The sequence below is a fragment of the Eikenella sp. HMSC061C02 genome, from assembly GCF_001809035.1.
Taxonomy (GTDB): domain Bacteria; phylum Pseudomonadota; class Gammaproteobacteria; order Burkholderiales; family Neisseriaceae; genus Eikenella; species Eikenella corrodens.
Genome location: NZ_KV795540.1, coordinates 113,559 through 126,393 on the forward strand (window position 1 = coordinate 113,559; position 12,835 = coordinate 126,393).

General features: G+C 58.0%; 15 protein-coding genes. 12 read left to right on the forward strand and 3 right to left on the reverse strand.

Annotated elements, in window-relative coordinates; all coding sequences use genetic code 11:
* Positions 1-65: 65 nt before the first annotated feature.
* The 3 genes from ruvX to HMPREF2541_RS04020 form a co-directional block, all read right to left on the reverse strand.
* Positions 66-512 (reverse strand): Holliday junction resolvase RuvX, encoded by a 447-nt coding sequence (ruvX, locus tag HMPREF2541_RS04010; RefSeq protein WP_064086492.1) that lies wholly within the window; start codon positions 510-512, stop codon positions 66-68.
* Positions 505-1,053 carry a YqgE/AlgH family protein gene (locus HMPREF2541_RS04015; RefSeq protein ID WP_003823247.1) on the reverse strand — a complete coding sequence of 183 codons (549 nt, stop codon included), beginning with the start codon at positions 1,051-1,053 and terminating at the stop codon, positions 505-507. Before HMPREF2541_RS04015 ends, ruvX begins: the two co-directional genes overlap by 8 nt.
* Before the next feature lie 112 nt (positions 1,054-1,165).
* Positions 1,166-1,606, reverse strand: coding sequence for a hypothetical protein (locus HMPREF2541_RS04020; protein WP_064086491.1), 441 nt, complete (start codon positions 1,604-1,606; stop codon positions 1,166-1,168).
* Positions 1,607-1,682: 76 nt separating this feature from the next.
* On the opposite strand from HMPREF2541_RS04020, the gene HMPREF2541_RS12150 reads away from it, so the two are divergent.
* The 12 genes from HMPREF2541_RS12150 (at position 1,683) to HMPREF2541_RS04075 (ending at position 12,761) form a co-directional block, all read left to right on the forward strand.
* The gene (locus HMPREF2541_RS12150; RefSeq protein ID WP_153712119.1) at positions 1,683-1,829 is read left to right on the forward strand and encodes a hypothetical protein; all 147 of its coding nucleotides are present in this window, start codon (positions 1,683-1,685) and stop codon (positions 1,827-1,829) included.
* Positions 1,830-1,839: 10 nt separating this feature from the next.
* The gene (gpmI, locus tag HMPREF2541_RS04025; RefSeq protein WP_070541818.1) at positions 1,840-3,360 is read left to right on the forward strand and encodes a 2,3-bisphosphoglycerate-independent phosphoglycerate mutase; all 1,521 of its coding nucleotides are present in this window, start codon (positions 1,840-1,842) and stop codon (positions 3,358-3,360) included.
* Between the two features lie 48 nt (positions 3,361-3,408).
* On the forward strand, positions 3,409-4,011 hold the full coding sequence (locus HMPREF2541_RS04030) for a manganese efflux pump MntP (RefSeq protein WP_003823251.1): 603 nt from the start codon (positions 3,409-3,411) through the stop codon (positions 4,009-4,011).
* A gap of 39 nt (positions 4,012-4,050) precedes the next feature.
* Positions 4,051-5,400 (forward strand): murein hydrolase activator EnvC family protein, encoded by a 1,350-nt coding sequence (locus tag HMPREF2541_RS04035; protein ID WP_070541821.1) that lies wholly within the window; start codon positions 4,051-4,053, stop codon positions 5,398-5,400.
* 294 nt (positions 5,401-5,694) lie between these two features.
* A complete protein-coding gene (locus HMPREF2541_RS04040; protein WP_003823256.1) occupies positions 5,695-7,140 on the forward strand; it encodes a S41 family peptidase in 1,446 nt (481 codons plus the stop codon).
* A gap of 291 nt (positions 7,141-7,431) precedes the next feature.
* Positions 7,432-7,902, forward strand: a complete 471-nt coding sequence (locus HMPREF2541_RS04045; protein WP_070541824.1) for an META domain-containing protein — start codon at positions 7,432-7,434, stop codon at positions 7,900-7,902.
* A gap of 300 nt (positions 7,903-8,202) precedes the next feature.
* Complete coding sequence (locus HMPREF2541_RS11550) at positions 8,203-9,024, forward strand: hypothetical protein (protein ID WP_050754437.1); 822 nt, start codon at positions 8,203-8,205, stop codon at positions 9,022-9,024.
* A gap of 185 nt (positions 9,025-9,209) precedes the next feature.
* Complete coding sequence (locus tag HMPREF2541_RS04055; RefSeq protein ID WP_003823261.1) at positions 9,210-9,665, forward strand: hypothetical protein; 456 nt, start codon at positions 9,210-9,212, stop codon at positions 9,663-9,665.
* A 228-nt stretch (positions 9,666-9,893) separates the two neighbouring features.
* Positions 9,894-10,349 (forward strand): hypothetical protein, encoded by a 456-nt coding sequence (locus tag HMPREF2541_RS04060; RefSeq protein WP_070541827.1) that lies wholly within the window; start codon positions 9,894-9,896, stop codon positions 10,347-10,349.
* A gap of 193 nt (positions 10,350-10,542) precedes the next feature.
* Positions 10,543-11,223: an MOSC domain-containing protein gene (locus tag HMPREF2541_RS04065; RefSeq protein WP_035580162.1), complete on the forward strand. Its 681-nt coding sequence runs from the start codon at positions 10,543-10,545 to the stop codon at positions 11,221-11,223.
* Between the two features lie 144 nt (positions 11,224-11,367).
* A complete protein-coding gene (locus tag HMPREF2541_RS04070) occupies positions 11,368-12,030 on the forward strand; it encodes a metallophosphoesterase (protein ID WP_003823266.1) in 663 nt (220 codons plus the stop codon).
* 101 nt (positions 12,031-12,131) lie between these two features.
* Positions 12,132-12,761: a hypothetical protein gene (locus tag HMPREF2541_RS04075; RefSeq protein ID WP_070541830.1), complete on the forward strand. Its 630-nt coding sequence runs from the start codon at positions 12,132-12,134 to the stop codon at positions 12,759-12,761.
* Positions 12,762-12,835: the final 74 nt, after the last annotated feature.

The window sequence follows — 12,835 nt, forward strand, 5'->3', positions numbered from 1 at the left end:
TGCCCGTTGCCAAAAAGGCTACCTGAAACCTTATTCCCATTTTCAGGTAGCCTTTCTTCATACGATCAGCCGTGAAATTCTTCCACCCAGCCGCCTTCAAAGAAGCCCTGCAAAATCGCCTGTGCGGCCACTTGGTCGAGTACGGACTTTTGTTTGTGGCCGCGCAGGCCGGTTTGGTTGAGGAGTTCGGCGGCATAGAGCGAGGTGAGCCGCTCGTCTGCCCAATACACGGGCAAGCCGAAGCGGCCATTGAGTCGGTGGCCGAACTTGCGAGCCAAACGGGTCATTTCATGTTCGCTGCCGTCGGTGGAAAACGGCAGCCCCACCACGAATTGCACCGGCCGCCATTCTGCCACCAGGGCGGCGATGGCGGCAAATTTTTTGTCGTTGCCCTCGCCACTGACGGTGGCCAGCGGGTGGGCAATGCCCACTTCGGCATCGCCCTGCGCCACGCCGATGCGGGTTTCGCCAAAATCAAAGGCCAGCGTGGTGCCGTGTGGGATATTAAGCATGGCCGCCGGTTCGGATGAGTTGTTCGGGGGCGATGTTGAGCAGCGACATGGCGGCGTGGTAGCGCTGCTCGTGCGGCATGCCGAATATGATGTGTTCGCTGGCCGGCACGGTGAGCCAGCTGTTTTCTGCCAGCTCGCGCTCGAGCTGGCCGGCGCTCCAGCCGGTGTAGCCCATAAACAGCATGGCCTGCTTCACGCTTTGTTCGTCGTGCAGGTGGGGAAGGATGTCGCCGGAGGAAGTAAGCGCGAGGTTATCGCCCACGATGATGCTGCTCATCCAGTTACCCGCCGGGCTGTGCAACACAAACCCGCGATCCACCTGTACCGGACCGCCCAAGAAGATATAGTCGTCAAACAAATGCTGCGGCTCGGCGTGCTGCTGGGCAGACAGAATCTGCCGCAACGGCAGCGGCGAGGGCTTGTTGATAATCACGCCCATGCAGCCTTCGGCGGAATAGGAGCAAACATACACCACGCTCTCGGCAAAGAAATTATCCTGCATATCGGGCATGGCGATGAGGAAATGGTTGGTTAAATCCATAATCGGTTTCGGCGTGTGTGGAAATGATTTGATTATATAGCGGTTATGCCCGATTTAATACCGTGCTGTTTTATCTGGGCTGGCAACTTTCAGGTAGCCTCAAAACTGCCCGCTAGCATTCCTCCGCATCCGATATATCTTCAAACCCCACCACATCATCCCCGAAATAATTCACCAAAATCCCATACGGCTCCGCAATCGGAAACACACTTTCCCGATAAACAATGCTCCAACTCTCCGCCCCGCTGCCAAACGCGAATTCAGGGCAAGCAACGCAATCGCGATAATCCGCCAACCGCGCCCCTGCCGCCATGCCCAACCAATCGGGGCGGCTTTTGGCAATGCGCTCAAAAAACAATTCAGTCTGCCGCTTGATATGGGCAAACTTCGATACCTTGTCTTGAATAAAATCAAAATCCACCCGCTCAACATCAGACGATTCAAGCGCCACCGACACCGGCATCTGCAAAAATTTCCCCACTAAGAAAACTCTGCCCGTGGTTTCTTCCCGCACCCGTTCCCATTCGCCCAAGGGCGTTGCCAGCATATCCATACTATTCCTTTTCGTATTCACACCGCATTCTACCAAACCGCCGCAGGCTACCTGAAAGCAAGCCAAGCGAGCTGCTATGCAGCAAAAGACCTGCCCCACCCTACCTACCCACATGATGAAAATTTCGCTCAAGCTTACATTTCAGGTAGCCTGCTCCACCCCGCCCCGCATTCAATTCCCACCCAATCCGCTATATAATGCCGCCATCCCAATTTCCATCTGAAACGCACGCCATGAGCAAGCTCACCAAACCCATCGTCCTCCTCATTCTCGACGGCTTCGGCCACCGCCTCGAAGGCGACGACAACTCCGTCCTTCTCGCCAACACGCCCAATCTCGACCGCCTCAAAGCCCAATACGCCTACGGCACGATCGACGCCTCCGAACGCATGGTGGGCCTACCCTCCGGCCAGTTCGGCAACTCTGAAGTGGGGCATTTGAATATCGGTGCCGGCCGCGTGGTGGCGCAAGACATCACCCGCATCGATATGGCCATCGAAAACGGTTCGCTCGCGCAAAACCCCGCCCTCACCGCCGCCTGGCAAAGCCCCACGAAAACCGTGCACCTGCTCGGCTGCTTCTCCGACGGCGGCGTGCACAGCCACATCAACCACTTCTTCGCCGTGGCCGATGCCGCCCTGGCCGCCGGCATGCAGAAAATCGTGTTCCATCCCTTCTTAGACGGCCGCGACACCCCGCCGCAAAGTGCGGAAGGCTACCTGAAAACCCTGCAAAGCTATTGCGAGCAACACCCGCAAGTGAAAGTGGGCTGTGTGGTCGGCCGCTTCTTCGCCATGGACCGCGACAACCGCTGGGAGCGCGTTGAACAGGCCTACAACGCCCTGTTCGGCCAAGCCCCGTTCCGCGCCGACACGCCGCTGCAAGCCCTGGCCGCCGCCTATGAACGCGGCGAATACGACGAATTCGTGCAGCCCACCGTAATCGACCCCGCAGCCGCTCTGCGCGACGGCGATGCAGTTGTCTTCATGAACTTCCGCGCCGACCGCGCCCGCGAGCTGACCCAAGCCCTGCTGTTCGACGATTTCCAAGGCTTCCCGCGCCAACAGCGCTTCCGCCCCGGCTATTTCACCTCGCTCACCAGCTACGGCAGCCAATACCGCTTCCCGGTGCTGTTTGCCCAAGAAAGCATCCGCAACGGCCTGGGCGAATACCTGTCCGCCCAAGGCATCAGCCAGCTGCGCATTGCCGAAACCGAGAAATATCCGCACGTTACCTACTTCCTCAGCGGCGGCCGCGAAGAGCCATATCCCGGCGAAGAGCGCATCCTCGTGCCCTCGCCCAAAGTCGCCACTTACGATTTGCAGCCCGAAATGAGCGCGCCGCAAGTGTGCCAACACATCCTCGACAGCCTCGCCGCCAAGCGTTTCGACGTGATTCTGTGCAACTTCGCCAACGGCGACATGGTCGGCCACAGCGGCGTGCTGGCTGCCACCATCAAAGCGGTGGAAACGCTCGACGACTGCGTGGGCAAAATCGTGGCTGCCGCCCAGGCAGCCGGCGGCGAAGTGCTGATTACCGCCGACCACGGCAACTGCGAGCAGATGTTCGACCCCGCCAACGGCCAGCCGCACACACAGCACACCACCAACCCCGTGCCCTTCCTGTATGTGGGCCGCCCCGCCCGCATCAAGGCCGGCGGCGCACTGAAAGACATCGCCCCCACCCTCCTCGCCATGCTCGGCCTGCCAAAACCGCAGGAAATGAGCGGCGAGAGCCTGATTGAGTTTGTTTGACCGCCCAGCAGCAGGCTACCTGAAAGCTTCAGGTAGCCTCCACCCGCCATGAGCTTCCTCACCATCCTCGCCCTCGCCTTCGGCATGTCTATGGACGCCTTCGCCGCGGCCATCGCCCAAGGCGCCGCCATCGGCACACCCACCCGCCGGGGCACACTGCGCACCGCCGCCGTGTTTGGCAGTGTGGAAACCCTCACCCCGCTCATCGGCTGGGCAATCGGCTCCGTGGCACAACACTACATCGCCGATTGGGACCACTGGATCGCCTTCACCCTGCTGCTCCTGCTCGGCCTGCGCATGATTTACGGCGCGCTACAGCCGGAACAGCCCGCCGGGGAACAATCTGCAGAGGCACAGCCCGAAAGCGGCCAATCCGGCCGCCGCCCGCCCTCGCCGCTCATGCTCGTCGCCATTGCCTTCGCCACCAGCATCGACTCCATGATCGTCGGCGTCGGCCTGGCCTTCCTCGAAGTCAACATCCTGCTCACCGCCCTCGCCATCGGCCTGGCCACCACCATCATGGCCGCCATCGGCCTGCGCTTGGGCAGCTTCCTGGGCAGTGCCATCGGCAAACGCGCCGAAATCCTCGGCGGCCTCGTCCTCATCGGCATTGGCACGCTCATCCTTGCCGAACACCTCCATTTCCTCTAAATCCTTTTCAGGTAGCCTCTCCTTTTTTCAGGTAGCCTCATGAAGCACAGCCAAATCCTTATCCTCCTCGCCCTCCTCTGCAGCGCCCTGCCCGCCGTTGCCGCACCCAAAGACGACCTGCGCCAAGTGCAGCGCGCCATCGGCGAGAGCAACCGCAAACTCCAACAGCAGCAAAGCGAACAGCGCCAGCTGCAAAGCAACATCCGCCAAACCCAAAGCGAACTCGATACCGTGCGCCGCGAGCTCGACCGCCTCACCCGCAGCCGCCAAACCGCCTGGCGCGAGCTGCAAGCCATGCAGGCCAAGCTCGACAGCCTGCAAACCCGCATCCAAAACACCCAAGCCCAAGCCGCCCGCCTGCTCAACAGCCGTTATCGCAACCAGCAGCCCAACGCCGTAACCCTGTTTCTGCAAAACGCCGACCCCCAGCAGAAAGGCCGCCACCTCGAATACCTGCGCCACCTCAACCAAGCCAACGCCCAGGCTCTTACCCAGCTGCAACACAACCGCCAAGAGCTCAAACAGCAGCAAGACAGCATCAACGAGCAGCTGAAGCGGCTCGACGCCCTCAAACGCCAACAGCAAACCACCGCCGCACGCCTCGGCCGCCAACAGCAACAGCAGCAACGCCAACAGCAAAGCCTCGAGCAAGATATCAGCCGCGAAACCGCCAAGCTGCAAACCCTGCGCCAAAACGAAAGCCGCCTCAACGGCCTCATCGCCAGCCTCAGCCGCCGCTCCGCCCAACGGCAGGAAGCCGAACGCCAGCGACGCGCCCAAGCCCTGCGCCAACGCCGCCAGCAGCAAGCCCAAAACAGCAATAAACCCGCCCCACGCCCCCGAAGGCTACCTGAAAACGAACACAACGGTTCGAACCAAAGCGATCTCCGTCCAAACGAAACCCGCCCCGCCCCGCCCGAACAGCCGGACACCCCCAACCGCAACACCCTCACCGCCGAAGACCTCGCCCTCGAAGCCCCCGAAGCCCAAGAGCCGCAAAACCACGGCTTCAGCCGCATGCAAGGCCGCCTGCAACGTCCAGCTAGCGGCAGCATCAGCGGCCGCTTCGGCCAAGCCCGCCCCGGCGGCGGCACCTGGAAAGGCCTCTTCATCAGCACCCCGCCCACCGCCGTGCGCAGCATCGCCGAAGGCGAAGTCGCCTACGCCGCCCCCCTGCAAGGCTACGGCAACACCGTCATCGTCGACCACGGCAGCGGCTACCTCAGCATCTACACCGGCCTCTCCCAAATCAGCGCCGGCGCAGGCAGCCGCGTATCCGCCCGCCAAACCATCGGCCGCAGCGGCAGCCTCCCAGACGGCGAAAACGGCCTCTACTTCGAAATCCGCTACCGCAACCAAGCCATGAACCCCGCCTCATGGGTAAACTAGCCAAACCGGTGAGCGAAAATTTCAGGTAGCCTTTAATTCGCGTCAAAGGCTACCTGAAAATATAGCGCCAACACCCGCCGTATTTTCCAGCCAGCCTTGCCATCCATCTCCCCCCAACAATCCATCCCCGCCCCGTTTAACATTTATTTTCCCCCACCCCCTTGCTGGAACAAGCAAATTTGCCTAAAGTTCAGCCTTTCGAGCCACACGGCAGGCTACCTGAAAAAACACAGCTACCGCCACCGCCGATTATCCGGACTCAGATTAACAAAACCCGAAAGACCAACACTCATTATGTCCAACAACACCTTCAAAAAAATCGCCCTCTACACCCTGGGCACCTTCAGCGGCATCGCCGTGAGCCTGAGCATGCAGAGCTTTGCCGAAACCCGCAGCCAGCAGCCCCTGCCGGTAGATTCCCTGCGCACCATGGCCGAAGTGTACAGCCAGGTGAAAGCCAACTACTATCAAGACAAAACCGACGACGAAATCCTCGAAGGCGCGCTCAAAGGCATGGTTTCCAACCTCGACCCGCACTCCGAGTATATGAACCTCAAAGACTACGCCGACATGCAGGAATCCACCAAAGGCGAATTCGGCGGCCTGGGCATGGAAGTGGGCAGTGAAGACGGCTTCGTTAAAGTAGTCTCACCGATTGAAGACACCCCTGCCGAACGCGCCGGCATCCAAAGCGGCGACTACATCATCAAAATCGATGATGCCTCCACCCGCGGCATGAGCGTAAACGATGCCGTGAAACGTATGCGCGGCGAGCCGGGCACCAAAATCACCCTCACCCTCACCCGCAAAGACGCGCCCCAGCCCATCGTGGTTACCCTCACCCGTGCCGTGATTAAAGTGCGCAGCGTGCGCCACGACATCATCGAGCCCGGCTACGGCTACCTGCGTATCAGCCAATTCCAAGAGCGCACCGTGCCCGCTATGACCGAGGCACTGCAAGCCATGCACCAAACCAACGGCGGCCCGCTCAAAGGCCTGATCATCGACCTGCGCGACGACCCCGGCGGCCTGCTCAACGGTGCCGTGGGCGTATCTGCCGCCTTCCTGCAAAACGGGCAGCTCGTGGTGAGTACCAAAGGCCGTGACGGCAAAGAAAACATGAATCTCAAAGCCCAGCCCGCCGACTACCAAATCGGCAGCAGCAAAGACCCGCTTGCCGGCCTGCCTGCCGAATTTAAAACCATCCCCATCACCGTGTTGATTAACTCCGGTTCCGCCTCCGCCTCCGAAATCGTGGCCGGCGCCCTGCAAGACCACAAACGCGCCGTGATTGTGGGCACGCAAAGCTTCGGCAAAGGCTCCGTACAATCCGTAATGCCCCTTTCCAACGGCGGCGCGCTGAAAATCACCACCCAGCTCTACTACACCCCCAGCGGTCGTTCCATCCAAGCCCAAGGCATCGTGCCCGATGTGGAAGTGGCCGATAAAACCCGCCGTTATGAAAGTCGCGAAGCCGACCTCTCCGGCCACCTGAGCAACCCCAACGGCGGCAACGAAGTGCGCGGCCGCGCGCTGAACAACCACAGCGCTGAAAACAAAGCCGCCTCCGAGCCCGCTGCTAAAGACGAGGCCGACAACAACCCCGCCACCCGCTACAAACCCAATCCGGCCAAAGACGACCAACTGCGCCGCGCTTTGGAACTGGTGAAAGCCCCGCAACAATGGCGCGCCGCCCTAGGCCAAGCCGCCACCCGCCCGGCCAAACCGATTGAGCACTAAGCGGATTAGGCAAGCAAACAAAGGCTACCTGAAAATTTTCAGGTAGCCTTTTACGTTGATGCGGCCCACGCCACGTTTTCCAAAATATAGCGGAATAAAAAAGTAGGACAAAGCGGCTAGCCGCAGCAAGTATAAGCAGCACGGCAAAGCAAACCAACGCGCAGCAGCGTTCCTTTTCAACCCGCTATAAATGCCCGCCCCATTGCCTTATATCAACACCGAACCGCATCCCCTAGTGTACAATACAACACATTGTATTAAATGCTTTTCAACCAGATAGGAGCCCATGCAATGAAACCGATTTATCTCGCCGCCTTCCTACTCGCCGCCTGCGCCGCCCGCCCCAATCCGGCCGACAGCGCCCCCCCGCCCCCCGCAGCCCCTGAGCAGCCTGCTCCCGTGGCGCAGCCTGTTGCCACAGCGCCCAATGCAACCGCAACCGAACTCTCCCGCCACGGCTGGCGCATCATCCGCATCGGCCGCCACGCCGCCAACGGATCGTTGGCGTTCAACGCCAACAATCGCGTGAACGCCTCGTTCGGCTGTAATTCCCTATCCGGCCACTTCAGCCACCAAGGCCAAAACCTACAAATCGGCGAGCTCGCCACCACGCTGATGCTCTGCCCGCCGAATGTTCAGGCGCAGGAAGAATGGCTCTCAGCCGCCTTTGCTCGCACCGCCGCCTACCGCATCAACGGCAATAAGCTGGAACTGCTCGACCGCAGGCAGCATGTCATCCTGCAAGCCGAACCGGCACGCTAAGCCCCAATCAGGCTACCTGAAGATGGTTTTTCAGGTAGCCTGATTTGGGCTGTTGACAGCTACTTTTCCAAGCGGATTTTTGCCCCAAAGGCAGCAGATTCAAGTCGGAAACCGCAGTAAGGCTGGGCACCTTGCGAGGATTTCCAACGCGGAAAATGCCGTCTTTGGGGTGAAAAATGCGGAAACCAGCAGTTATCAACAGACCCTAACATAAGAAAAGATTAGTTAAACTCCAGCACATTGGCTATAATCTGCCCGTTGTTTCCCTTTTATTACTTTTTTAACCAAAAGGAGCATTCCATGCAGAAATTTACTCTCGCCGCCATCGCCGCTCTGATGGCTGCTGCCCCTGCCTTCGCCGCACCTGCGCAGGCCGACGACTGGCTGCCCGAAGCACAAAGAATCAACCGCGAAATCGTGCGTCAACGGAGTAGCGATGCGCGAGAACTCCAGCTGTTCAATGGCAATCTGGCACAAAACCGCAGCCAAAACCATACCATTCAGCTCCAAGCCGGCAAATCCTACGTATTTTTTGCCGACTGCGACCGCCAATGCTCCGACATCGACCTCAAGCTGACCGATAGCAACGGCAAAACCATCAAAGAAGATGACGACGACGACGACAATCCCGTCATCAACAGCGCTATTGCAACCAGCGGTACCTACACCCTTACCGCCAACATGACCAAATGCGAAGCCTCCTCCGGCTGTGCCTACAGCATCCAAGCCTTTGAAAACGGCCCATGGCTGCCTGAAGCTCAAAAAATAAACCGTGATATCGTGCGTAGAAAAGACCCCCAAGCCCGCCAAGTTCATCTGTTTAACGGCCGTGCTGCCAAAGAGCAAAATCGCAGCCACCAAGTACAGCTCACCGCCGGCAAATACTACAGCTTCTTCGCCGATTGCGACTACTCTTGCAGCGATATCGACCTGACCCTCAAAGCAGCCGATGGCCGCGTAATTAAAGAAGATAACGACGACGACGATTCTCCAATATTCGGCTGGCGTGCCAACCGCACCGGCAGCTACACCCTCACTGTTACCATGCCGAAATGTGACACCGAACAATGCGAATACAGCAGCCAAGTATTCATGGGCACCAAACCCGTGTTTGATCACTAAACTCTAGTGTTCTTAAAGAAGGCTACCTGAAGATTTCAGGTAGCCTTTTGCCTTCCTTACTCAGCCAAAAATACTAGCATTCAACCGTAATCAAATGATTTAAAAAGAATATAAAAGTAGAGTATTTCTCTAATTTACATTATAATGCGCACACTCTTTCACTTAACCAATCAAAAGGAAGACATATGAAAAAATTTGCCGTTTTAGGCCTGGTTGCCCTGATTGCCGCTCCTGCCGCCCTGGCTGCACCTAATGGCTCATGGCTGCCCGAAGCCCAGCAATTCAACAGACAAGCTGTTCGCTCTAAAGACGAGAGCGCCCGCCAAGCCGACCTATTCCAAGGCGCAGCTAAAGTGAGCGAGACCAAAAACCACCAGGTTCAGCTCACTGCCGGTAAATACTACACCTTCTTCGCCGACTGCGACCGCGACTGCGACAACATCGACCTGACCCTCAAATCAGCCGATGGCAGCGTAATTAAAGCCGACACCGAAGATGACGACGCCCCCATGTTCAGCTGGCGTGCCAATCGCACCGGCCGCTACACCCTGAGCGTAGCCATCCCCGGCTGCCATACCGACAGCGGCTGCAAATACAGCGGTCAAGTATTCGTTGGCAACCGAGATATTTTCGCCGACTAATCACGCTAAATCATGCAAACAGGCAGGCCGCAAGCTTGCCTGTTGTTATTGCCCGGAACCATCTGATAAAGGCTACCTGAAACTTTCAGGTAGCCTTACTGCATCCGTACCCCATAAAACACCAAATATATAAATAATAGAATGATTTTAAAAGAATAAAAAATTACAGTGTTCCCTAAGCTTACATTATAATGCGCACACTCACCTAACCAATCAAAAGGAAAAAACATGAAACAATTTGCCGTCTTGGGCCTAGCCGCTCTGATTGCCGCCCCCGCCGCCCTAGCTGAGCCTAGGAGCTCATGGCTGCCCGAAGTCCAGCAGGTTTACAAACAACTTATGCAGGAAAAAGACCCGGGTGCCCGCCAAGCAGAGCTGTTCCAAGGCAGCGCCAAAGTGGGCGAAACCAAAACCCACCAGATTCAACTCACCGCCGGCAAATACTACACCTTCTTCGCCGCCTGCGATCACGACTGCAACAACATCGACCTAACCCTCAAATCAGCCGATGGCAGCGTAGTCAAAGCCGATACTGAAGAAGACGACGCCCCCATGTTCGGCCTGCGCCCCACCCGCACCGACCGCTACACCTTAAGCGTAACCATCCCCGGCTGCAAAACCGCCTCCGGCTGCCAATACAGCAGCAATGTATTCGTGGGCAACCAACAAATCTTCCGAGATTAACCGCCCAACTTACAAACAGGCATGCCTCAGGCTTGCCTGTTTTTTATTTGCCTTGGTTCAAGCTGCCAGCTGGAAGGCTACCTGAAACTTTAGCTTCGCGGAAACTCACAAGCTCGTTTTCAGCCAGCCTGTAAAGCAGAAACCCAGCCCATCCGCTATAATCAGCCACAGCCCATCTGTGCAGGAAACCATCATGCCTCAAACCATCGCCACCGTCAGCGAAATCCGCATTGCCCAGCCCAAACCCTTTGCCCGCGGCCAAATCAGCGGCATCGACAAACAGCCCGTAGCCGGCCCCATCGAAGCCACCCCCACCGGCCTAGTAGGCGACGGCGTGGGCGACCCGCGCTACCACGGCGGTGCCGACAAAGCCCTGCATTGCTACGCCCAACACCACTACGAACACTGGCAAGCCCAATTCCCCGGCAATCCGCACTTCCGCGCCGGCGGCTTTGGCGAAAACCTCTGCATCGAAGGCACAGACGAATGGCAAGTCTGCCTCGGCGACCAATGGCAAATCGGCAGCGCCCGCTTCGAAGTCAGCCAAGGCCGCCAGCCCTGCTGGAAACTCAACGAACGCTTCGGCGTGCCCGACATAGCCGCCCAAGTACAGCACAATCTGCGCTGCGGCTGGTATTTGCGCGTATTACAAAGCGGCCACATTCAAGCGGGCGACAGCGTGCACCTCCTCGCCCGCCCCTATGCCGAATGGCCGCTCAGCCGCATCCTCGAACTCATCGATAGCCGAAACTGCCAGCCTCAGGCCATGCGCGAAGTGCTGCAACTGCCCCTGCCCCCTTCCTGGCAGCATATGTTCCAACGCCGCCTCGACACCGGCGAATGCGAAGATTGGCAACGCCGCCTCTTCGGCTGAACCACCATTTCAACCCTACTAATACTTCGCTTCAACCGCATTAAAACCCTGCTTTCAGGTATAGCTGAATAATGATTTCTTCATACAGCTAGCCACAAACCGTATGGCAACGCAGTGAGCAACCGTTTTGAACTTCATACCAATATGAGCAAAATCTTCTTTACCTCCGACCTCCACTTCTCCCACAAAAACATTGCCAAATTCTGCCCCCAGTTCCGCCGCTTCGCCAGTGTTGAAGAAATGGACGAACACCTTGTGGCCATGTGGAACCGCACCGTCTCCCCCGAAGATGAAGTGTACAACTTGGGCGACCTCAGCTTCTCACACGACCTCAAGCACATCACCCACCTGCTCTCCCGCCTCAACGGCCGCCACCACCTGATTTTCGGCAACCACGACGACCTCATCCAACGCCACATCAGCCGATTCTTTCAAACCACCAAAGCCGACGGCCACCCCCTGCTTGCCTCCGCCCAGCCCTATCTCAAACTCAAGCTACCCGAAATCAACAATACCCTGATTTTATTCCACTACCCCATCAACGAATGGGACGGCTGCCACAAAGGCTGGTATCACCTCTACGGCCACCTGCACGACCGCCTCGCCCCCCTCTCCGGCCGCGCCCTCAACGTCGGATTCGACCTGCACGGCCGATTTCTAAGCCCGCAAGACATCGACACCCTCCTGCGCCCCCTGCCCGCCGTGTCCCACTTCGGCGAAGCCGAACCCATGCCCGATACTCCCGATACCGCCAGCATCTGGGTGGAGCAGAAACTGGCCGAATTCAATCCCCGAGCAGCCGAATAGAGTTTTCAGGTAGCCTGCTCCACGAATGTAGAAACTGCCCGTAAGAGGCTACCTGAAAATATCAACACCTGGTAAAACCGACCTCACAGAAACAAAACCCTATGCCCAACGCCGACCTAATCCGTACTTTCGCCCAAACCTTCGGCTTGCCTTACACACCAGAACCGCAAAACCTGCCCGCCTTGGCCAACCACCGCCACCTGCATTTAGGCAAGCTGGCAGATTTCTACCGCCATATGGATGGCACATGGCAGGGCGAAAATCCGCGTGCCGACTACTGGCTGGAAATGCAAACCTTATTCCTGCAATGGCTGCCTTATGCGGGTTTGCCCGAGATTTGGAACGATTGGGCGTTCGGCTGGAACAACAAGGCGAAACAATATTTGCCAACCGACGGCTGGCGAGAAGAATGGGCGGTATTTGGCAATATGTTTGACGACTCAATCCTATTTGCCGACACCGCCGCGCCCGGCAGCCCCGTTTATTGGCTGACGACCGGCTACAGCACCGTGGAAAACCGCCGCCTGATTGTACCGTCGGTGGCAGCCTTAATACACACACTACTGGCCATACACCGCTTCGAACAAGAATGGCAGGCCGCCGGCGGGCTGTTTTATGATGAAGCAGAAGGTGGCAAACCCGAAGATTTGCTTACAGCCCTGCACGATTTGCTGCTCCACGAATTACCGCCGGAATGTGCGGTAGGATTTGAAGCGGCATTTTGGGGTTGAGGCGGCACGCACGCTTTACTTTTTCTGCTGCCAAACACCGGCACTCCATGCAGATGGAAGAGTTTGGCCGGTTC

Excerpts from the sequence above, each read along its gene's own strand:
- gpmI (WP_070541818.1), top strand. The coding sequence starts at position 1,840 with ATGAGCAAGCTCACCAAACCCATCGTCCTCCTCATTCTCGACGGCTTC.
- ruvX (WP_064086492.1), bottom strand. The coding sequence starts at position 512 with ATGCTTAATATCCCACACGGCACCACGCTGGCCTTTGATTTTGGCGAA.
- HMPREF2541_RS04040 (WP_003823256.1), top strand. The coding sequence starts at position 5,695 with ATGTCCAACAACACCTTCAAAAAAATCGCCCTCTACACCCTGGGCACC.
- HMPREF2541_RS04065 (WP_035580162.1), top strand. The coding sequence starts at position 10,543 with ATGCCTCAAACCATCGCCACCGTCAGCGAAATCCGCATTGCCCAGCCC.
- HMPREF2541_RS04045 (WP_070541824.1), top strand. The coding sequence starts at position 7,432 with ATGAAACCGATTTATCTCGCCGCCTTCCTACTCGCCGCCTGCGCCGCC.
- HMPREF2541_RS04060 (WP_070541827.1), top strand. The coding sequence starts at position 9,894 with ATGAAACAATTTGCCGTCTTGGGCCTAGCCGCTCTGATTGCCGCCCCC.
- HMPREF2541_RS04055 (WP_003823261.1), top strand. The coding sequence starts at position 9,210 with ATGAAAAAATTTGCCGTTTTAGGCCTGGTTGCCCTGATTGCCGCTCCT.
- HMPREF2541_RS04020 (WP_064086491.1), bottom strand. The coding sequence starts at position 1,606 with ATGGATATGCTGGCAACGCCCTTGGGCGAATGGGAACGGGTGCGGGAA.
- HMPREF2541_RS04035 (WP_070541821.1), top strand. The coding sequence starts at position 4,051 with ATGAAGCACAGCCAAATCCTTATCCTCCTCGCCCTCCTCTGCAGCGCC.
- HMPREF2541_RS12150 (WP_153712119.1), top strand. The coding sequence starts at position 1,683 with ATGCAGCAAAAGACCTGCCCCACCCTACCTACCCACATGATGAAAATT.
- HMPREF2541_RS11550 (WP_050754437.1), top strand. The coding sequence starts at position 8,203 with ATGCAGAAATTTACTCTCGCCGCCATCGCCGCTCTGATGGCTGCTGCC.
- HMPREF2541_RS04075 (WP_070541830.1), top strand. The coding sequence starts at position 12,132 with ATGCCCAACGCCGACCTAATCCGTACTTTCGCCCAAACCTTCGGCTTG.
- HMPREF2541_RS04070 (WP_003823266.1), top strand. The coding sequence starts at position 11,368 with ATGAGCAAAATCTTCTTTACCTCCGACCTCCACTTCTCCCACAAAAAC.
- HMPREF2541_RS04015 (WP_003823247.1), bottom strand. The coding sequence starts at position 1,053 with ATGGATTTAACCAACCATTTCCTCATCGCCATGCCCGATATGCAGGAT.
- HMPREF2541_RS04030 (WP_003823251.1), top strand. The coding sequence starts at position 3,409 with ATGAGCTTCCTCACCATCCTCGCCCTCGCCTTCGGCATGTCTATGGAC.